This window comes from Arthrobacter sp. Y3224198 (assembly GCF_059090025.1).
In genome coordinates, this window is record NZ_JBNHFG010000002.1 from 20,088 (window position 1) to 39,853 (window position 19,766).

The window sequence follows — 19,766 nt, forward strand, 5'->3', positions numbered from 1 at the left end:
GGCGGCGCGGCAGGCGGAGATGAATCCGCCTGCAGCGCCGCCGTCGTTAGGAAACCGGATGCCGAAGCTAGCAGCAGCGGCCCTGCGGGTTTGCGTCCTGCCGGTCCATCTTGTCCCGCCAGAATTCCCGCTCGCTCATCAGCGGCGAGGTGCAGCCGGACGCCGCGTGGAAGTCCGTGTACTTGCGGTACGCGTCCTCCCCCATCACGTCACGGAAAAACCGGACGAGGCTGTGCACGCCCTGCTTCACTGCAATCGCGGCACTCATGAGTGCGCTGCCTTCCTTGCCGGCCGCTCCGCAGCCGGCAGAGCATCCCACTGGGCCTGGATCTCCTTCTCCGCCGGGGTTGCAAGGAACCCGGCGGGTGCGAAGGTCCGGGACGGAGCCGCCGGGTCCTCGGCGCTGGGGGCGCCGCCGGAGCGGTAGGACCTGATGGTGGCGATGATCGCCGTGATGATGACGATGATCGCCAGGGTCACAAACACCACCGAGAGCGTGGTCTGGATCAGCGTGTTGCGCACCACGGCTTCCATGGCTTCCACCGTCTTGGCCGTGCCGAAGCTTGTTTTCCCTTCGGCCAGGGCCGCTTGGAACGCCTCGTGGTTCGCCCAGTAACCAACCGCGGGAACCGGCGAGAAAATCTTGTAGAACGACGCCGTAATGGTCACCACCGCGGCGAAGGCCAGCGGAAGCGCCACGATCCACAGCCACTTGAAGGCGTTCTTCTTGGCAATGATCGCCATGCAGACCGCCAGTGCAATGGCGGCCAGCAGCTGGTTGGCGATGCCGAAGAGCGGGAAGAGGGTGTTGATTCCGCCCAGCGGATCCGTGACCCCCATGATCAGGATCGACCCCCAGCCGGCCACCATGATGGCCGTACAGATCCACGCCCCGGGTCGCCAGGACATGTCCTTGAACTTCGGGGCGAAGTTGCCGATGGAATCCTGCAGCATGAACCGGGCTACCCGGGTGCCGGCGTCGACGGCGGTGAGGATGAACAGGGCCTCGAACATGATGGCGAAGTGGTACCAGAACGCCATCATCGACGGCCCGCCGATCAGCGAGTGCATGATGGTTGCCAGCCCGACGGCGAGGGTGGGGGCTCCGCCTGTGCGGGACACAATGGATTCTTCGCCCACATCCGATGCCAGCGAGCTGAGCATGTCCGGGGTGAGGTTCACGCCGGCCAGGCCCAGGCTGTTCACGAAGGCGACCGCACCCTCCACAGTGCCGCCAGTGGCGCCGGCGGAGGCGTTCATGGCGAAGTAGATGCCGCGGTCAATGGAGATGGCCGCCACCAGGGCCATGATGGCCACGAAGGACTCCATCAGCATGCCGCCGTATCCGATGAACCGGGTCTGGCGTTCCTTTTCCAGCATTTTCGGGGTGGTGCCGGAGGAGATCAGGGCGTGGAAGCCGGAGAGGGCGCCGCAGGCAATGGTGACGAACAGGAACGGGAACAGCGGTCCTGCGACCACCGGGCCGTTGTCCCGGCTGGCGAATTCGCTGACCGCCGGCACGCTGATTTCCGGACGGACGATGATGATGGCAACGGCCAGCATCACGATGGTGCCCACCTTCATGAAGGTGGAGAGGTAGTCACGCGGTGCCAGCAGCAGCCAGACCGGCAGCACGGCGGCGATGAAGCCGTAGATGATGATGCCCCAGGCAATGGTGACCGGTTCCAGGGTCAGGGCGTCGCCCAGCGGAGTGTCGGCAATCCAGCCGCCGGCGATGATGGCAGCGAGCAGCAGGACGAAACCGATGATGGAGACCTCGGTGACCTTGCCCGGCCGCAGGAAGCGCAGGTAGACGCCCATAAAGAGTGCAATGGGGATGGTCATGCTGACGGAGAAGACACCCCACGGGCTCTCGGCCAGGGCATTCACCACCACCAGGGCGAGGATGGCCACGATGATGATCATGATGACCAGGGTGGCGATCAGCGCGGCGGTGCCGCCGATCAGCCCCAGTTCGTCCCGGGCCATTTGGCCGAGGGAGCGTCCGCCGCGGCGCATGGAGAAGAACATCACGAGGTAGTCCTGCACGGCGCCGGCCAGGACCACGCCGACAATGATCCAGATGGTTCCGGGCAGGTAGCCCATCTGCGCGGCCAGGACGGGACCCACCAGGGGCCCGGCGCCGGCGATGGCGGCGAAGTGGTGCCCGTAGAGCACCCGGCGGTCCGTGGCGGCGTAGTCCTTGCCGTCGGCCCGATACTCGGCCGGGGTGGCCCGGCGGTCATTGGGCTTCAGGAGCTTGGCTTCAATGAGCTTGGAGTAGAAGCGGTAGCCGATGAAGTACGTGCACACGGCGGCGAACACGAACCAGATGGCGTTGACCGTCTCCCCGCGCACCACGGCCAGCATGGTCCAGCTGAGTCCTCCGAGCAGGGCGATACCGGCCCAGAGTGCGATTTTTCCGGGCGTCCAGCGTCGGTCTTCCGCCGCGAGGACTTCCGGATCCACGGCCACCGGCGGCAGCGCCGGGTCCTGTTCAAGGACGTCGCCGTCCGCTGTTCTTTCAGTCTCGGCCCGACGCCGATGGTTCTCGCTCATGATGATCCCTTTGTCTGCGGTGGCTTGTCTTCGTCGACAGTTAAACCGGTGGGGCAGGGAGTGACCCTGCCCCTAGAGATTACCAGCGGGTGAGTTGCGCGTCACAGCTATATGTAACGGCGGCCACACCTCAGTGCGGCCGCCGTTATTGTTCCGTGCAGGTGCTGCGCAGTCCGCTACATGGTGAGCAGGATCTTGCCCGTGTGCTGCCCGGAATCGAAGTACTCGTGGGCGGCGGCAGCCTCGGCCAGCGGGAAGGTCCGGTCCACCAACGGGCGAATCTGGCCGGAGACCAGCAGCGGCCAGACGTACTCGCCCACGGCCTGCATGATGGCGCTCTTTTCCTCCACCGGGCGGCCGCGCAGGGTGGTGCCGATGACCGCGGCGCGCTTGGTCATGAGCTGGTTCAGGTTCAGCTCGGCCTTGGTTCCGCCCTGCAGTCCGATGATGACCAGGCGGCCGGCGACGGCGAGCGCGTCCAGGTTCTTCTGCAGGTACTTGGCGCCCACCACGTCCAGGATCACGTCGGCACCGTGACCGCCGGTGGCTTCGCGCACTGCTTCGACGAAATCCTGTTCCTTGTAGTTGATGAGCACCTTCGCGCCGAGGGACCGGGCCAGTTCCAGCTTTTCCGCGGAACCGGCGGTCACCACCGGCACGGCACCGAAGGCGGCGACCATCTGGATGGCCATGGTGCCGATGCCGCCCGTGGCACCATGGATCAGGACGTACTCCCCCTCCTGGACCGCTGCGGCCATAAAGAGGTTGGAGAAGACCGTGGCTGCCGTTTCGGGGAGCGAGGCGGCGGTGACGGCGTCGAAGCCGTCCGGGAGAGGCAGCACCTGCCCGGCCGGAACGGCTACCTGCTCGGCATAGCCCCCGCCGGACAGCAGGGCAACCACTTCGGTGCCGACGGCGGGACCGTCCACACCTTCACCCAGGGCGGCAATGCGCCCGGAGACTTCCAGGCCGGGATATTCCGGCGCGCCGGCGGGCACCGGATAGTGGCCCTGGCGCTGCATCACGTCGGCCCGGTTCAGGCCGGCGGCGATGACGTCGATCAGCACCTCTCCCGGTCCGGCCTCAGGTGCAGGAACATCCTGCAGTTCCAGTGCTTCCGGTCCGCCGGGTGTTCCAATAACGATGGCTTTCATGCTGTCCTTCCAGGTTTAGGGAATTTTGGTGATTTCATCCCTTCTGCCAGACTACATAGTGAGGAAGGTTGTCCGAGCGGCCGATGGAGCTGGTCTTGAAAACCAGTGTGCGGTAACCCCGTACCAAGGGTTCGAATCCCTTACCTTCCGCGCAGACATAACAAAAGCGGCTCCCGTGCTGGGGCCGCTTTTGTTATGTGAGTGCTCAGGACTCTTCTGCGGCAACCCGCCCGGCGCCGTCGGCCGGCAGGACCGTAAACAGGGCCGGCTCCTTGAAGCCCTTTTCCGCGAAGGCCGCCAAGACGGCCGCGCGGACCGTCTCTTCGTCATCCTGCCGGACCAGCGCAATGGCGGATCCGCCGAATCCGCCGCCGGTCATCCGTGCACCGAGGGCGCCGGCGGCAAGCGCGGCATCCACGGCCAGGTCCAGTTCGGGGCAGGACACCTCAAAGTCATCCCGCAGGGAAAGGTGGGAGGCGGTCAGCAGCCCGCCGATGCCATCCACCGCACCGGCACGGAGCTTCGCCACAGTGTCGAGCACCCGCTGGTTCTCCCCCAGCACGTGCCGCACCCGGCGCCTCACCTCATCCTCCAGCCCGGACAGGTCTGCACCGGTTGGCACATCCCGCAGCGAGGCAGCCCCCAGGGCGGCGGCACCGCGTTCGCAGGCCTCGCGCCGGGCGCTGTAGCCGCCGTCGGAATGGCTGTGCGCCACCCGAGTATCCATCACCAGCACCGCCAGGGAGTGCTCCACCAACGGCAGCGGCACGATCTCGGCGTCCAGGCTGCGGCAATCCAGGAACAGCGCTCCGCCCTCCTCGCCCATAAGCGAGGCGGACTGGTCCATGATGCCGGTGGGTGCGCCCACGTATTCGTTTTCCGCGTACTGGGTCAGCCGGGCCATTTCCGGCCGGTCCAGGCCGAGTCCCAGCAGGTCATTGAGGGCCACGATCACCGCCACCTCCACGGCATGCGAGGAGGACAGCCCGGCGCCGACCGGCACGGTGGAATCCAGCAGCAGGTCAAAACCCGGAACGGACACTCCAGCCCGCTGTGCCAGGGCGTACACCACCCCGGCCGGATAGGACTCCCATCCGCCGGTGGCCCCCGGCGCCAGTCCGCCCGTGGAGAACTCCGCACGGGAGAGTCCCCTACCCTTCTGCGCATACGTGGAGGCCAGCCGGACGGCGTCGGCCTCATTCTCCGGATCCCGGCCCGGCCGGCGCAGCCGCACCGCGACCAGGGCGCTGCGGTCGATCGCGAAGGGCAGGACAAAACCGTTGTTGTAGTCCGTGTGCTCCCCGATCAGGTTGACCCGCCCCGGAGCCCGCCAGACGCCGTCGGCCTGCTCCCCGAAAACCTCCTCGAACCGGCGTGCCAGCGCAGAGGCGCGGTCCTGCAGGGTGTCGGTGGTGGTGCTCATACCCGGACCTCCCGAAGCCGCGCGGCGGTCTGTTCCGCCGTCGTGTCGTTGATAAACGCCCCCATGGCCGCTTCCGAGCCGGCAAGGAACTTCAATTTGTCCTCGGCCCGTCGCGGACTGGTCAGCTGCAGGTGCAGCCAGCCCGCCTCCCGGTCCTCGCGGCTCACCGGGGTCTGATGCCAGGCGGAAATGTACGGGGTGGGTGTTTCATACAGCCCGTCCACCCGCCGGAGCAGGTCCAGGTAGACCTCGGCCAGCTCGTCCCGCTCCTCCCCGGTCAGCGTGGCCAGGTCCGGAACCTGCCTGTGCGGCACCAGGTGGATTTCCAGCGGCCAACGGGCAGCGTAAGGCACGAAGGCGGAGAAGTGCTCGCCGGCAAACACCATCCGGTCCCCCGCCTCGGACTCGTCACGCAGCAGCTCACCCATCAGGGGGCGGCCGTGTTCAGCCAGATGCCGGCGGGAGCGTTCGGCCAGCCGGGCGGCGTGCGGTGCAGCGTAGGGATAGGCATAGATCTGCCCGTGCGGATGGTGCAGCGTAACGCCGATGTCCTGGCCGCGGTTCTCGAAGGGGAACACATGCCGGATGCCGGGCAGCGCGGAGAGCTCCTCGGTGCGCTGGGCCCAGGCTTCCACCACGGTGCGGGCGCGGGTGGTGGTCAGCGAGGCGAAGGATCCGGTGTGCTCGGGCGTGAAGACCACCACTTCGCAGCGGCCGTAGGCGGGGGCAGGCCGGCCCCAGAGCTCCCGTTCCTCCGCTTCCCCCTGCACGGGCAGGGTGCCCAGCGCCGGGCCCAGCGAAGGGAACCGGTTTTCGAAGACCACGACGTCGAAATCCGCAGCGGGGATTTCGGACATGCGTTCCGGGGTGGTGGGGCACAGCGGGCACTGGTCGGCCGGCGGCAGGTAGGTCCGGGCCTGCCGGTGTGCGGCCACGGCAACCCATTCCCCGGTCAGCCGGTCAAAGCGCACCTCGCCGTTGCCGGAGCGGGGGTCCAGCGGGCGTGCGTCGGAGACGGCCTCCACCGGCTGGCCGCCGCGGTCGGTGAAGAACAGCGACTCGCGGCCGTCGGCGAGCTGGTGCCGGCGGTGCACGATGGGCAGCGGCGCAGTTCCCTGCACCGTTGGGGACTTGCTGGACACTTACTGGCCTCCCATACCGGATGTGGCGAAGCCCCTGATGATATGGCGCTGGAAGAGCATAAAGACAATCAGCAGCGGCAGCGCACCGATCATTGCACTGGCCATCTCGGAGGCGTACTGCACCCCGTAGGCATTCTTCACGGTACCCAGTCCCACGGGAATGGTCATGATGTCCGGGGAATTGGTCACGATGAACGGCCACAGGAAGTTGTTCCAGGCGCTGATGAACACGAAGATCGAAACGGCCGTGATGATGGAGCGGGACAGCGGCAAGACCACTGCGAAGAACACCCGGAAATCGCCGGCGCCGTCCAGGCGGGCCGCTTCCTCCAGCTCCACGGGAATCTGGTCGAAGAAGTTCTTCATGACAATGACCATCAGCGGCATCACCACCTGCGGCAGGGCCACGCCCAGCAGCGTGTCGGACAGGCGCAGGGCGATCATCTGGTCAAACAGCGGCACGATCAGGATCTGCGGCGGCACCATGATCGCAGCAACGGTGAGGCCGAAGAGCCACTTGCGGCCGCGGAACTTCTGCCGGGAGAACGCGTAGGCCGCCATAGCGGAAATGGTTACGGTCACCACGGTGACGATGGTGGAAACCAGCACCGAGTTCCAGATCCAAAGCGGGATGTCGCCGGCCGCCAGCACGCTGCGGTAGGCCTCCGCCGTCCAGCCGCTGTCCGGCCAGAACTTCAGTGGCGCGGCGGAAACATCCGCCTCCGCCTTGAAAGAGGACAGCACGGCCCACAGCAGGGGCACGGCCCACAGGAGCGCGAGCACCGCCACCACCGCGTATGCCGCCACCCGTCCCTTGCGGCCGGGGCCCAGGGTCAGGCTGCGCAGGTGTTCGGCTTCCCGCTTTTTCTGCGCCCGGGCACGGGCCCGGCGGGAGAGGGCGGGTTCGTCCGCCGGACGGGTTTCGGAGGCGGGCGCCGGAGCAGTTGCAGTAGCCATGTCAGGAGTCCTTCCGCTTCGCGAACCACATCTGGGCCAGGGAGACCATAACGATGAGCGCAAAGAAGATGTAGGAGGTAGCGGAGGCGTAACCGAGCCGGTACCCGATGAATCCGGAATCGTAGATGTACTGCAGGATCGAGCGGGTGGCGCCGCTCGGTCCGCCCTGGGTCAGCAGGAAGATCTGGTCGAAGACCTTCAGCGAGGCCAGGGCCTGCAGCAGGATGATCAGGCCCGTGGTGCTCTTCATCATCGGCAGGGTGATCGAGAACAGCCGGCGCCAGGACCCGGCACCGTCCAGCTGGGCGGCTTCATAAAGGTGGTCCGGGATGTTCTGCAGGGCCGATAGGTACAGCAGGAAGTTGAACCCGACGGTCCACCACAGTGTCACCAGGGCAATGGACCACATTGCCACGTGCTCGTCGCTCAGCCAGCCCACCTGGCTCAAGCCCATCCGGTCCAGCAAACCGTTGACCAGGCCGAAGTCGTTGGTGAAGAGGAACGCCCAGATGGCGGTCACCACGGAAACCGGGAGCAGGAACGGGGCGAAGAAGGTCAGCCGCCACAGCCACTGGCCCTTCAGCCCCGTGTACACGAGGTAGGCCATCACGAAGGAGACCACTACCAGCGGCACGGAGGAGATCACGGTGAAGAACAGGGTGTTGCCCAGCGAGGACCACATCTGCGGGTCGGTGAGGGCCTCGGCGTAGTTCGAGAGCCCGACGGTCTCGGCGCCCTCGGTGACCAGGGACCGGTTGGTCAGGCTCATCCACAGACCGTAAATAATCGGCCAGATCAGGAAGAGCCCGAAGAAGAAGAGGTAGGGGGCGAGGAACCAGTAGCCGGTGCGCGACGCCGGGCGCAGGCGCGGAGCGCGGGCGTCCAGTCGGGTGCCGGCGACGGCCGGAACGCCCGGGGAGTTGGCAGGAGTGTTGGTGGTGGTGGTCATGGCTGGCTCCTCAGGCGGTCGGGTTCGGGGCGGCGAGGAAGCGGTCCATCGCGGTGAGCATTCCGCCGACGGCGTCCATCGGCTTGGTCTGGCCCCGGAAGGCGCTGGAGAGGGCCTGCGACATCTGGTTCTGGAAATCGGTGCCCGCCCCGGCAAACCACACCGCCGGGTCGAAGACCACGTGTTCACCTGCGGCGGCGTAATCCGCCTGCGGACGCAGCTCCTGGTACTCGGCCGTCTGCTGGGCCGGCAGGTAGGCGGGGATATGCCCCGCCGTGCCCCACTGCGGACCGCCGTCGCGGATGACCGAACCCACGAACTCGTAGATGGCCCGGCGTCGTTCATCAGTCATGGAACGCTGCTGCGGGAGCACGTAGCTGTGTGAGTCGGCGTAAACGGCAGGGGTGCCGAACATGGTGGGCATCGGCATGCCTCCGGTCTGCGGCACCGACTTCTGCAGGCCTGCCACCTCCCATACGCCGGACAGGATCATCCCCACGCGTCCGCCGTTGTAGGCGGCCAGCCCGCTCTCGTAGTCCAGGTTGTCGGTCAGGCATTTGCCGTCCATCCAGGAGGCAATGGACCCGATGACTCCTGCGGCCCGGTCCTCGTCCATACCCGCGGCCTGGCCGGGTTCGAGTTGGAAGTCCCCGCCGGTCTGCCGGTACAGGCCCCAGAACAGCCGCCAGGCCTGGGCGGTGTCCATCACGTAGCCGAAGCTGATGCCATAGCCGCCGGTGACTTCGGCCAGCTTGGTGCCCACCTCGTGCAGCTCTTCGGGCGAGGAGATCGGAAGGGTGCCGTCGGAGGCGAGTACGCCGGCTTTTTCGGCGAGGTCCTGGTTGAAGAAGGTGATGAAGGGGTGGGTGTCCAACGGCAGGGAGTACAGCTCGCCGTCGTAATGGCAGGACTCCCATACCGCGGGAGCGAAATCCTTTTCGTGAATCCCGACCTCGGCCAGCAGCGCGGTGTCCCACGGCTCCAGCAGGCCGCCCGGAGCGTAGCCCGGCATCCGGGAAATGTGCATGATGGCGGTGTCCGGCGGCTGCTGCGACGCGGAACTCATGGCCAGTTTCGTGTAGTACGGCGGCCCCCAGGACAGGGTGGTGGGTTCGATGCTCAGCCCGGTCCGGGCTTCCACGTCGCTGATGATGCCACGCATATTGGCGCCGTCCGCGCCCTGGAACGGATCCCAGACCGTGACGGGCGCCCCGCCGGAAGCAGCCGCACTGCCGCATCCTGCCAGCGTGCCGGCTGCGCCTGCCGTGACGGCCGCAGCCAGCGCCCCCCGCAGGAACTGCCTGCGGTTAGGAGTTCTGTAATTGGTGCTCATCCTGCTCCATTTCCGGACTCTGGACGTGAACTCATCATTGAGGTCAGTGTGATTGGTGAGGTGAACCACATGGCGAGGATTCTAACGTTAGCAATCGCCAACCGTCTACTCTGGGATAAAAGCAGGTGTTCGGCAGCAGCCCGAACAGGTATCAGGAGGGGGCCGGCGCGTGAAACGAGTGGGAGTCAAGGAGGTCGCCGAGCGCGCCGGTGTGTCATGGAAGACCGTTTCCAACGTGATGAACAACCGTCCGGTGGTCCATCCCGAGACGCGGGCACGGGTCCTGCAGGCGGTTGAAGAACTCGGCTACACACCCAACCTGATCGGCCGCCAGCTGCGCCAGGGGTCCACCCGCACCTTCGCCCTGGTGGTCCCGGACCTGCATAACCCGTACTTCGGGGTGCTGGCCCAAACCCTGGAAACCGCCGCCAAGCGGCGGGGATACACCGTCTCCATCGAGATTTCCGGCGGAACGGTGGACCTGGAGCAGCATTACCTGCACGGCTGGCACGGCCGGCTGTTTGACGGACTGATTTTCTCGCCCTCGGCGGTAACGGCGGAGGCCATTGCCAAGCGCACCGATCCCACGCCCATGGTGCTGCTGGGGGAACGCATCATCAACGCGGACGTCCCGCACGTCGCCATCGACAATGCCGCCTCCAGCGTTGATCTGGTGCGGCATCTGGTGGAGGGCGGACGACGCCGGATCGCCTTCCTGGGTGCGGACGGCTCCGGCGGCGTGTCCACCGGAAGCCAGCGGTTCGAGGGCTACCGGGCGGCGCTGCGTTTTGCCGGGCTGCCCTTCGACGCAGCCCTGGTCGGCACCACCCGGTCCTGGTTCCGCCAGGACGGATACGACCTGGCACAGCAGATCCTGGCCTCACCGGACGTGGACGCCATTGTCTGCGCCAATGACCTGCTCGCCGTCGGAGCCCTGGCCGCCGCCCGGGACCTGGGCCGCCGGGTGCCCCAGGACCTGGCCCTGGTCGGTTGGGACAACATCGACGAGGTCCGTTACACCTCCCCTGCACTCACCTCCGTGGCGCCGGATCTGGCGGCCCTTGCCGACGCCGCCATCTCTTCGGTGCTGGGCGAACTGGACGGCGAAGTGGTGATCGCCCACCGCATTGTGGAACGGGCGTCCTCGGCGCCGGTGTCCGCAGCCTAGCCGTACCGGCCTTCCCGGGCACCCTGAAACCCTTCGAAATTCTAACGTTGCAATTCTGCGGCGCCTGCGGTTGACTGGGAGCACAATTTTTGCCCATCGCCTGAAGGACCGCTGATGACCCTCCCCGCGTTTGATCCCCCCGTGACCGCCACGGACATGCCCCGCCCCGAGCACCCGCGTCCCCAGTTTGTCCGCGACCACTGGCTCAACCTCAACGGGACGTGGGATTTCGAGATCGACCGCAGCGACTCCGGTCTGGACCGGGGACTGCTGGAGCGTCCGCTGGCAGGTTCCATCACCGTTCCCTTCGCACCCGAGTCCGAGCTCTCCGGCATCGCCGACACCGATTTCCTGGACGCCGTCTGGTACCGGCGCACCGTCACCGTCCCGGCGGACTGGACGGGCCTGCGCCCGGTCCTGCACTTCGGCGCCGTGGACTACGACGCCACGGTGTGGGCCAACGGCACCGAAGTAGCCCGCCACCGCGGCGGCTTCACTCCCTTCGACGCCGACCTGTCCGGCATCGCGGGCCCGGGGGACGACGTCGAAATCACCGTCCGGGCGCGGGATTTGCACAACGAAGTGCAGGCGCGGGGAAAGCAGGCCACTTGGTACGCCAACACGCACTGCCAGTACACCCGGACGACCGGCATCTGGCAGACCGTCTGGCTCGAAGGCGTGCCCGCCACCGCCGTTACCCGCATCCAGGTCACCCCCAACCTCGCCGCCCGCAGCTTCAGCGTCACCGCACCGCTGACCGGCAACCTGCCCGGCGGGACCCTGCAGGTAACGCTGACCGATCCGGACGGGACCACCGTGGCGGAGGCCTCCGTGAGCACTGCCTATGACCTGGCGCCCACGCTTGTGCTCAGCGTCCCGGGCGAAAAGGTGCGGATCTGGGACGTCGGCGATCCCCAGCTGTACGGCCTCGAGGTTGTGCTCCTCACCGGTGGAACGGAAGTGGACCGCATCCGCAGCTACACGGCCCTGCGGTCGGTGGGCATTGACGGCAACTCGTTCCGGCTCAACGGCCGCCGGGTGTTCCAGCGGCTGGTGCTGGACCAGGGCTACTGGCCCGAGTCCCTGATGACTGCGCCGTCGGACCAGGCACTTATCGATGACATTGAGCTGTCCCTGGCCGCCGGCTTCAACGGGGCCCGGCTGCACCAGAAGGTGTTCGAGGAGCGCTTCCTGTTCCATGCGGATATGCGCGGCTACCTGGTCTGGGGCGAATTCGGCGACTGGGGAGTTTCCGGCCAGGGCCCCATGGGCGCCAACCAGAAGCCGGATGCCTCCTTCGTTTCCCAGTGGCTGGAAGCGGTGCAGCGGGACATCAACCACCCCTCGATTGTGGGCTGGTGCCCGCTCAATGAAACCCACCAGGTGCTGCATGACCGGATCACCGTGCTCGACGACGTCACCCGGGCCATGTTCCTGGCCACCAAGCTGGCCGACCCGTCCCGCCCGGTGATCGACGCCTCCGGCTACTCGCACCGCGTGCTGGAAACGGACGTCTACGATTCCCACTCCTATGAACAGGATCCCGAGGCCTTCCGCACGGAACAGCAGGGCCTGGCCGACGGCACGCCGTACCTGAACCGGCCCGAAACGCTGGGGGAAATCGGACTGCCGCACGGCCGCACCGAGTACTCCCTGCCCTACGCCGGACAGCCCTATTTCGTCTCCGAGTACGGCGGCATCTGGTGGAACGAGCAGGAAGCCGCAGAAGCGGAGCAGGCCGAGCAGGCCGCGGTGGGCAACGACCAGGCCGATTCCTGGGGCTACGGCGACCGGGTGCGCTCCGAGGAGGAGTTCTACACCCGCTTCGAAGGCCTCACCAATGTCCTGCTCGATGACCCCAACATGTTCGGGTACTGCTACACCCAGCTGACGGACGTGTTCCAGGAAAAGAACGGTCTCTACGACTTCAAGCGCGGGCAGAAGTTCGACGTCGAACGCCTCCGCCGCATCCAGCAGCGGACGGCTGCCTACGAGCAGCGCGAGGACTGAGTCCCGCAGCGTTGCACCGCGCATTGAAAGGGCGCTGCCGGCTTCCAAAGGGCCGGCAGCGCCCTTCCGTTTGGCCGGGCAGCGTCGTGGAAGAAAGTGGGGGCGGCACACCGTACACTGTGCTGGCGATCACTTTCTGCTTTTCCGGGGGGTTTGGCAGAACCTGGATGGATTTGGACGGCATGCAGCGCAGCACGTCATCCTCCCGTCATCCGACCGTAACCTGCAGCGTTTAGCGTCATTGCCGTAACACCGCATCCGTTACCTGGTACCACCGTTCGTCATCACTTGCGCACCCCTTGCCGCCCCGTTGGGTGCGGCCATGACCCGTCGGCCCGCACGGCCGACCAAGGAGTATGAGGCATGAGACCTTCAATCCGGAAGGCTGTGCTGGGAACCACGCTCTCGGCCGGCCTGCTCGCCGCGCCGCTGACCGCGTTCCCGGCCTACGCCGAGGAGGGCGGCACCGCCGCTCCCGGCATCATCATCAACGAGGCGTACCTGTCCGGCGGCAGCGCCAACGCCCCCTTCAACACCAAGTTCGTGGAGCTGTACAACCCCACGGGCGAAACCGTCAGCCTGGACGGCTGGTCCCTGCAGTACCGCTCGGCCACCGGCACTGCCGCCCCGACCGGGATCAGCACCCTGTCCGGCAGCATCGCCCCCGGCGGGTACTACCTGGTTTCCGGCGCCAGCAACGGCACCACCGGCGCTCCCCTGCCCGGCGCGGACGCCACCATCGGTGCCAGCTTCGCCGGAGGCGGCGGCACCCTGGTCCTCTCCAACCAGGGCACCCGGATCGATCCCCTGCCCACCGGCTCCGTCACCGGCGCAGCCGGCGTAGTGGACCTGCTCGGCTACGGCACGTCCAACACCTTCGAAACCGCGGCCGCGACCGCACCGGCCGGCAACTCCGATCCCAAATCTCTGAACCGCAGCGGTTTCGCCGACACGGACAACAACGCCGCCGACTTCACGCTCAGCGCCTCGGTGACCCCCACCTCCAGCGCCGGCACGGTTCCCGCCGAACCCACCCCGACGCCGACCCCCACGCCGACCCCGACACCCACTCCCGGCGTTCCCGCCGGAGCCGTGTCGATTGCGGAGATCCAGGGCACCGGTGCGGCCAGCCCGCTGATCGGCCAGATCGTCACCACCCGCGGCAAGGTCACCGGCGTCTACCCCACCGGCGGCTTCAACGGCTACTACATCCAGACCCCCGGCACCGGCGGTGCCCTGGATCCGGTTACTCATACCGCTTCCGACGGCATCTTTGTCTTTTCAGCCGCCACTGTGGGCCAGGTCGCTGCAGGTGACTACGTAGAAGTCACCGGCACCGTGGGCGAGTACAACAACCTCACCCAGCTCACCGTTGCCGCCGGGGCCATGACCAAGCTCAGCGAGGCCGCCCCCGAGGTGAAGCCCGCCGCGGTGGCCTGGCCCGCCGCTGAAGAGCAGCGCGAAGCCCTCGAGGGCATGCTGCTGGCTCCGCAGGGCGACTTCACGGTCACCGACAACTTCTCCCTGAACCAGTACGCCGAGATCGGCCTGGCCGCAGGTACCTCCGCACTCGTGCAGCCCACCGCGGTTGCCGCCGTCGGCACCCCCGAGCACGCCGCCGTCGTCGCGGACAACGCGGCCCGCGCCGTGAAGCTCGACGACGGTGCCAGCACCAACTTCCTCAGCGCCGCCAACCAGGGCAAGCCCCTGCCCTACCTGACCCCGGAAAACCCGGTCCGGGTAGGCGCGGCCGCCACCTTCACCACCGGCGTGATCCTGGACTTCCGCAACAGCGCCTGGAAGTTCCAGCCCCTGACCGAGCTGACGCCCGCCAATGCCGGCACGGTCCAGCCCGCGTCATTTGTGAACACCCGCACCCCGGCACCGGAAAGCGTGGGCGGCAACCTCAAGCTCGCGTCCTTCAACGTGCTGAACTACTTCACCACCACCGGCGACACCGTGCCCGGCTGCACCTTCTACAAGGACCGCAGCGGCGCACCCGTGACGGTCAACGGAGGCTGCGACGTCCGCGGCGCCGCCAACGCGGCCAACCTGGAACGCCAGCAGGCCAAGATCGTCGCTGCGATCAACGCCCTGGGCGCCGATGTGGTCTCCCTGATGGAGGTTGAGAACTCCGCCAAGTTCGGCAAGGACCGCGACGACGCGCTGTCCCGACTGGTGGCCGCCCTCAATGCGCAGGCACCCGGCACCTGGGACTACGTCCGCTCCCCCGCCGACCTGCCGGCGGACGAAGACGTCATCCGCACGGCCTTCATCTACCGCACCGCGTCGGCTGAACCCGTAGGCGAATCCACCATCCTGGACGACGAAACGGTCTTCTCCAACGCCCGCGAACCGCTGGCCCAGGCCTTCCGGCCCGCCGGCGGCGAAGACGGTACGGAAATCCTGGCCGTGACCAACCACTTCAAATCGAAGGGCTCGGCACCGGCCTCCGGCGAGAACGCCGACAACGGACAGGGAGGCTGGAACGCCGACCGCGTACGGCAGGCCCAGGCGCTGGTGGACTTCGCCGGAACCGCATCCGATGCCGCAGGCACCGACAAGGTGTTCCTGCTGGGCGACTTCAACGCCTACCACGCCGAAGACCCGATCAAGGTCCTGGCCGACGCCGGCTACGTAGACCTCGGTGCGGCCACCGGCAAGCACTCCTACGCATTCGGCGGAACGGTCGGCAGCCTGGACCACATCCTGGCTTCCCCCGCAGCCAACGAGGCAGTCACCGACACCGACATCTGGAACATCAACTCGGTGGAATCCGTAGCCCTGGAATACAGCCGCTACAACTACAACGCCACCGATTTCTACGCTCCGGATCCCTACCGGGCCTCGGACCACGACCCGATCCTCGTGGGCATGGACCTCACGCCCGAGGGAACGGCCACTGCCACGCTGAACCTGCTCAACATCAATGACTTCCACGGTCGGATTGACGCCAATACCGTCCCGTTCGCGGGAACCGTGGAGGAGCTGAAGGCCGGCGCACCGGAAGGCAGCTCGCTCTTCCTCTCCGCCGGTGACAACATCGGCGCTTCCCTGTTCGCCTCCTCGGTGCAGCAGGACCAGCCGACGATCGACGTCCTCAACGCCCTCGGCCTGCGGGCCTCGGCAGTGGGCAACCACGAGTTCGACGGCGGCTTCGCCGACCTGACCGGGCGCGTGGCCCCCGCTGCGCAGTTCCCCTACCTTGGCGCCAACGTCTACACCAAGGGCACCACCACTCCGGCACTGCAGGAGTACGAGATCCTCGACGTCAACGGGGTCAAGGTGGCCGTTATCGGCGCCATCACCCAGGAAACGGCGAGCCTGGTCAGCCCCGGCGGCATCAGCAACCTGGACTTCGGGGATCCGGTGGAAGCCGTGAACCGCGTGGCCGAACAGCTGGTGGAACAGGACCTCGCCGACGTAATTGTTGCCGAGTACCACGAGGGCGCCGGCAGCGGCACCCCGGACGGTGCCACTTTGGAGCAGGAGCTTGCCGACGGCGGCGCCTTCGCTGAAATCGTCAACGGCACCACCCCCCTGGTGGATGCCATCTACACCGGACACACCCACAAGCAGTACGCCTGGGACGCACCCGTTCCCGGCACGGACGGCAAAACCCGCCCCGTGGTGCAGACCGGTTCCTATGGTGAGTTCATCGGCCAGATCAAGCTCGAATACAACGCCGAGAACGACGAGGTGACCTCCTACTCGGCCGGCAACGTGGCACGCACCACGACTGCACCCGCAGATCTGGTGGCTACGTACCCCGCCGTTGCGGAGGTCAAGCGGATTGTCGACGCCGCCCTGGCCTACTCCGCCGAGGTGGGCAACCAGCCGGTTGGCTCGGTCACGGCCGACATCACCACGGCCTTCGTGGGCACCGCCCGCGATGACCGCAGCTCCGAGTCCACCCTCGGCGGGCTGGTGGCGGATTCGCTGCTGTCCACGCTCTCCGCACCCGAACGCGGCGGCGCCGAAATCGGCGTCACCAACCCGGGCGGCCTGCGTGCCGAGCTCTACTACGGGCCCGACGGCGTCATCACCTACTCCGAAGCCAACGCCGTCCTGCCCTTCGTCAACAACCTCTGGACCACCACACTCACCGGTGCCCAGGTGAAGACGATGCTGGAACAGCAGTGGCAGCCCGAGGGCAGCTCCCGGGCCTTCCTGGCCCTGGGCCTGTCGGACAACATCACGTACACCTTCGATCCGGACCAACCGCGGGGATCGCGGATCCAGACCGTCACCATCAACGGTGCCGCCATGGACCCGAACCGCGCCTACCGGGTGGGTACCTTCAGCTTCCTGGCACAGGGCGGAGACAACTTCACCGTCTTCCGTGAAGGCACCAACACCCGCGACACCGGCCTGGTGGACCGTGATGCCTGGATCAGCTACATCACGGCCAACAGCCCGCTCTCGCCGGACTTCGCCCGGCAGGGCGTCGCAGTCAAGGGAGCGCCCGCCACGGCCAAGGCCGGTTCGTCCGTAACCTTCTCGGTGTCCCAGCTGAACCTGACCTCGCTGGGCAGCCCCGCCAACACGTCGCTGGCGGTCAGCTACGTCAATGCCGCCGGAACGGCCACCGCCCTGGGCACCGCACCGGTCACGGCAGGAGCCGCCACGGTTACGGTAACCATTCCGGCGTCGGCCTCCGGCTCCGGACGCCTCGTCCTGACGGCCGCCGAGTCGGGCACCACGGTGACCCTCCCGGTCACGGTGGAGAAGGCGGCCGCGCCGGCTCCGGTCTGCAAGGCGCCAACGGCACCGAAGAACTGGTGGGACGTGCTCGGATGGGCACGCTACGCCTACGACCTGGCGCAGTACGTGCTGTGCCTGGTCGGGCGGAAGTAACCGCCTGACCCGGTTGTAAAACAGAAGCGCCGTCCCGGATCCGGGGCGGCGCTTCTGTTTATGCAAAAAATACGCTCCGTTGCTCCGGAGTCGCAGTACGGCGTGCCGGTCAGGCGTCGTGCCGTGAGAGCAGCGGGGCCATTGCGAGGTTGCTGATGCGCACACTGTCCGCCACCACCTCCGCCAAGCTGCCGGTCCGGGCCATCACCGCCCGCTGCCGGCGGGCTCCGGTGCCGCGGGCCAGCACCTGCCGGAGCAGCGATTCCACCAGCGGGGACTCACCCTGCTCTTCCAGCACGGGACGAACGTATTCCAGCAGTGTTTTGGCCACGGTGAAGGTATCGGCAATGCTGCTGCCCAGTGGGTCCACCAGCTCACCGTCCATACCGAACCGTCCGGCCCGCCAGGCCGCCAGCCGGAGCAGGCTCTCCGGCACGTCCCGCACCGGTTCTCCCCGGCGCCATTCCCGGGCCGCAGTCTCCACCAGGGCCCGTACCAGCGCGGCCAGCAGGACGGCGTCGTCCGCATACAGGCACACGTCCGCTATCCGGACCTCCACGGTGGGATGCTGCCGGCTCAGGCGGGCATCAAAGTACACCTGTCCGTGGTCCATGGGGACCTGGGTTTCCAACAGGCTTCCCACCAGCAGGTGGTAGTTCTCCGCGGAGCCGAACAGCGGATACGGGCCGGCCATCGGCCAGCGGCTCCAGACCTGGGAACGGTAGCTCGCGAAGCCTGTGTCCGTCCCGTTCCAGAATGGGGAATTGGCACTGAGCGCAGCCAGCAGGGGAAGCCAGGCCCGGAGCCGGTCCAGCACCCCTACGCCTTCCTCATCCGACTCCACGCCGACGTGGACGTGGCACCCGCACGTCAGTTGCTCCCGGGCAATCTGCGCAAACCGCTGCGCCATGCGGTGGAAACGCTCGTCGTCCGTGAGTGTGGGCGAACCGGGCTGAGGGGACGTGGCAAGGGCCACCGCACGCGCCCCGGCAGCCGTTGCGGCGCCGTCCGCCAGCGCGCGGCACTCCATCAGGTCGGCGGCCAGGTTGCTGAGGCTGGTGTGCACCTGGGTGCCGGCCTCGATCTGTTCCTGCTTGAACTCCATGCTCAGCCGGCTGCCGGCAGGCATTGACTGTATCTGCGGGGCCACCGGCACCGGCACTCCGGTCCGCCCATCCACCAGGAGGTATTCCTCCTCAATGCCGAATGTCCGCATGGCCCTGCCCTTCGTGGAAGTGTCCAGGGGCTGCTGCTTAGCCCGGAGCATCATCATAAGGGCACTTAGCAATTGCGGCAATCAGCTCATGGGCCACCTGCCGGGGTGCTTGCCAGGCGCCCCGGTTGAGAGACAAGGTGGACCATGAGTACTGCAGAACACAGCACCGTCCGGAGCCGGGGCGCGGACCTGGCCGTCTACCAGTACGGGCCGCCCGCTACACCCGATACACCGCCCCTCCTTTTGGTGCATGGTTACCCGGACGACCATCACGTCTTCGACGGCGTGGTGGAACGCCTCGCCTCCGGCCGCCGCATCATTACCTATGACACCCGCAACGCCGGCGCGTCGCGGGTCGACGCGGAGGAAACCGGCTCCTACCGGCTGGATCTGCTGGTGGAGGACCTGTATGCCGTCCTGGATGCCACCGGAGCCGGCAGCGTTCATCTGGCCGGCCATGACTGGGGATCCATCCAGGGCTGGGCCGCCGTGCAGGATCCGCGTGCACGGGAACGCATTCTCAGCTACACGAGTGTCTCGGGACCGGATCTGGGGCATGTCGGGAAATGGTTGACCACCCGGGCGAGAACACCTCGGCTTTGGCCGCAGGCCCTGAACCAGGTGCTTCGCAGTTCCTATGTGGCGGCGTTCCAGCTGCCGGCGCTCCCGGAGGCTGCGTGGAAGTACCTGCTGACCCCGCGGTACGAGAAAAGGTCCGGCCGGAGCATCGGGGACAACGCCGTCCGTGGGCTGCAGCTGTACCGGGCCAACATGCTGTCGGGGTCCAAACCGCCCATGGGCACATATGCCGGCCCCGTGCAGGTGGTCGTCCCCCTGGAGGACCCTTTCATCTCTCCCCTGCTCGCTTCCGGGCTCAAGGACCGCTTCCCCGAGGTTGAGATAGTGGCAGTGGATGCCGGGCACTGGTTCCCGGAGGACAACAGCGCCGAATTCGCGCACCTTTTGGACCGGTGGATCAGCGCGCATCCGCGGTAGAA

13 protein-coding genes and 1 tRNA gene are annotated in these 19,766 nt (G+C 67.0%); 5 read left to right on the forward strand and 9 right to left on the reverse strand.

Annotated elements, in window-relative coordinates; translation table 11 throughout:
* Positions 1 to 67: 67 nt before the first annotated feature.
* The 3 genes from AC5RUF_RS01365 to AC5RUF_RS01375 form a co-directional block, all read right to left on the reverse strand.
* A complete protein-coding gene (locus AC5RUF_RS01365) occupies positions 68 to 268 on the reverse strand; it encodes a YbdD/YjiX family protein (protein ID WP_493996031.1) in 201 nt (66 codons plus the stop codon).
* A complete protein-coding gene (locus tag AC5RUF_RS01370) occupies positions 265 to 2,559 on the reverse strand; it encodes a carbon starvation CstA family protein (RefSeq protein WP_493996032.1) in 2,295 nt (764 codons plus the stop codon). Before AC5RUF_RS01370 ends, AC5RUF_RS01365 begins: the two co-directional genes overlap by 4 nt.
* A 176-nt stretch (positions 2,560 to 2,735) precedes the next feature.
* The gene (locus AC5RUF_RS01375) at positions 2,736 to 3,713 is read right to left on the reverse strand and encodes an NAD(P)H-quinone oxidoreductase (RefSeq protein WP_494129450.1); all 978 of its coding nucleotides are present in this window, start codon (positions 3,711 to 3,713) and stop codon (positions 2,736 to 2,738) included.
* 62 nt (positions 3,714 to 3,775) lie between these two features.
* Between AC5RUF_RS01375 and AC5RUF_RS01380 the strand changes: the two genes are divergently transcribed.
* Positions 3,776 to 3,863, forward strand: a tRNA-Ser gene (locus tag AC5RUF_RS01380).
* A gap of 55 nt (positions 3,864 to 3,918) precedes the next feature.
* Here the strand turns inward: AC5RUF_RS01380 and galK are convergent.
* From galK to AC5RUF_RS01405, 5 genes are read right to left on the reverse strand one after another with little or no spacing between them, the layout of a single operon-like run.
* Positions 3,919 to 5,136, reverse strand: a complete 1,218-nt coding sequence (gene galK / locus AC5RUF_RS01385) for a galactokinase (protein ID WP_494129451.1) — start codon at positions 5,134 to 5,136, stop codon at positions 3,919 to 3,921.
* Complete coding sequence (gene galT, locus AC5RUF_RS01390) at positions 5,133 to 6,257, reverse strand: galactose-1-phosphate uridylyltransferase (protein ID WP_494129589.1); 1,125 nt, start codon at positions 6,255 to 6,257, stop codon at positions 5,133 to 5,135. Before galT ends, galK begins: the two co-directional genes overlap by 4 nt.
* 21 nt (positions 6,258 to 6,278) lie before the next feature.
* Positions 6,279 to 7,235 carry a carbohydrate ABC transporter permease gene (locus tag AC5RUF_RS01395; protein ID WP_493998615.1) on the reverse strand — a complete coding sequence of 319 codons (957 nt, stop codon included), beginning with the start codon at positions 7,233 to 7,235 and terminating at the stop codon, positions 6,279 to 6,281.
* Position 7,236: 1 nt separating this feature from the next.
* Positions 7,237 to 8,184 (reverse strand): carbohydrate ABC transporter permease, encoded by a 948-nt coding sequence (locus AC5RUF_RS01400; RefSeq protein ID WP_494129452.1) that lies wholly within the window; start codon positions 8,182 to 8,184, stop codon positions 7,237 to 7,239.
* A 10-nt stretch (positions 8,185 to 8,194) separates the two neighbouring features.
* Positions 8,195 to 9,517, reverse strand: a complete 1,323-nt coding sequence (locus tag AC5RUF_RS01405) for an extracellular solute-binding protein (RefSeq protein WP_494129453.1) — start codon at positions 9,515 to 9,517, stop codon at positions 8,195 to 8,197.
* 169 nt (positions 9,518 to 9,686) lie between these two features.
* Here AC5RUF_RS01405 and AC5RUF_RS01410 point away from each other — a divergent pair, with 169 nt between their 5' ends.
* The 3 genes from AC5RUF_RS01410 to AC5RUF_RS01420 all read left to right on the forward strand — a co-directional run bounded on the left by AC5RUF_RS01410 (position 9,687) and on the right by AC5RUF_RS01420 (position 17,552).
* The gene (locus tag AC5RUF_RS01410; RefSeq protein WP_494129454.1) at positions 9,687 to 10,685 is read left to right on the forward strand and encodes a LacI family DNA-binding transcriptional regulator; all 999 of its coding nucleotides are present in this window, start codon (positions 9,687 to 9,689) and stop codon (positions 10,683 to 10,685) included.
* 114 nt (positions 10,686 to 10,799) lie between these two features.
* Positions 10,800 to 12,695 (forward strand): glycoside hydrolase family 2 protein, encoded by a 1,896-nt coding sequence (locus AC5RUF_RS01415; RefSeq protein ID WP_494129455.1) that lies wholly within the window; start codon positions 10,800 to 10,802, stop codon positions 12,693 to 12,695.
* A gap of 363 nt (positions 12,696 to 13,058) precedes the next feature.
* Positions 13,059 to 17,552 carry an ExeM/NucH family extracellular endonuclease gene (locus AC5RUF_RS01420; protein ID WP_494129456.1) on the forward strand — a complete coding sequence of 1,498 codons (4,494 nt, stop codon included), beginning with the start codon at positions 13,059 to 13,061 and terminating at the stop codon, positions 17,550 to 17,552.
* Positions 17,553 to 17,661: 109 nt separating this feature from the next.
* Here AC5RUF_RS01420 and AC5RUF_RS01425 read toward each other — a convergent pair whose 3' ends face one another.
* Complete coding sequence (locus AC5RUF_RS01425; RefSeq protein ID WP_494129457.1) at positions 17,662 to 18,768, reverse strand: carboxylate-amine ligase; 1,107 nt, start codon at positions 18,766 to 18,768, stop codon at positions 17,662 to 17,664.
* A gap of 144 nt (positions 18,769 to 18,912) precedes the next feature.
* On the opposite strand from AC5RUF_RS01425, the gene AC5RUF_RS01430 reads away from it, so the two are divergent.
* Positions 18,913 to 19,764: an alpha/beta fold hydrolase gene (locus tag AC5RUF_RS01430; RefSeq protein WP_494129458.1), complete on the forward strand. Its 852-nt coding sequence runs from the start codon at positions 18,913 to 18,915 to the stop codon at positions 19,762 to 19,764.
* Positions 19,765 to 19,766: the final 2 nt, after the last annotated feature.

Bases quoted from the DNA above. Each gene is read 5' to 3' on its own strand.
- AC5RUF_RS01365 (WP_493996031.1), bottom strand. From the start codon at position 268: ATGAGTGCCGCGATTGCAGTGAAGCAGGGCGTGCACAGCCTCGTCCGG.
- AC5RUF_RS01370 (WP_493996032.1), bottom strand. From the start codon at position 2,559: ATGAGCGAGAACCATCGGCGTCGGGCCGAGACTGAAAGAACAGCGGAC.
- AC5RUF_RS01375 (WP_494129450.1), bottom strand. From the start codon at position 3,713: ATGAAAGCCATCGTTATTGGAACACCCGGCGGACCGGAAGCACTGGAA.
- galK (WP_494129451.1), bottom strand. From the start codon at position 5,136: ATGAGCACCACCACCGACACCCTGCAGGACCGCGCCTCTGCGCTGGCA.
- AC5RUF_RS01395 (WP_493998615.1), bottom strand. From the start codon at position 7,235: ATGGCTACTGCAACTGCTCCGGCGCCCGCCTCCGAAACCCGTCCGGCG.
- AC5RUF_RS01400 (WP_494129452.1), bottom strand. From the start codon at position 8,184: ATGACCACCACCACCAACACTCCTGCCAACTCCCCGGGCGTTCCGGCC.
- AC5RUF_RS01405 (WP_494129453.1), bottom strand. From the start codon at position 9,517: ATGAGCACCAATTACAGAACTCCTAACCGCAGGCAGTTCCTGCGGGGG.
- AC5RUF_RS01415 (WP_494129455.1), top strand. From the start codon at position 10,800: ATGACCCTCCCCGCGTTTGATCCCCCCGTGACCGCCACGGACATGCCC.
- AC5RUF_RS01420 (WP_494129456.1), top strand. From the start codon at position 13,059: ATGAGACCTTCAATCCGGAAGGCTGTGCTGGGAACCACGCTCTCGGCC.
- AC5RUF_RS01425 (WP_494129457.1), bottom strand. From the start codon at position 18,768: ATGCGGACATTCGGCATTGAGGAGGAATACCTCCTGGTGGATGGGCGG.
- AC5RUF_RS01430 (WP_494129458.1), top strand. From the start codon at position 18,913: ATGAGTACTGCAGAACACAGCACCGTCCGGAGCCGGGGCGCGGACCTG.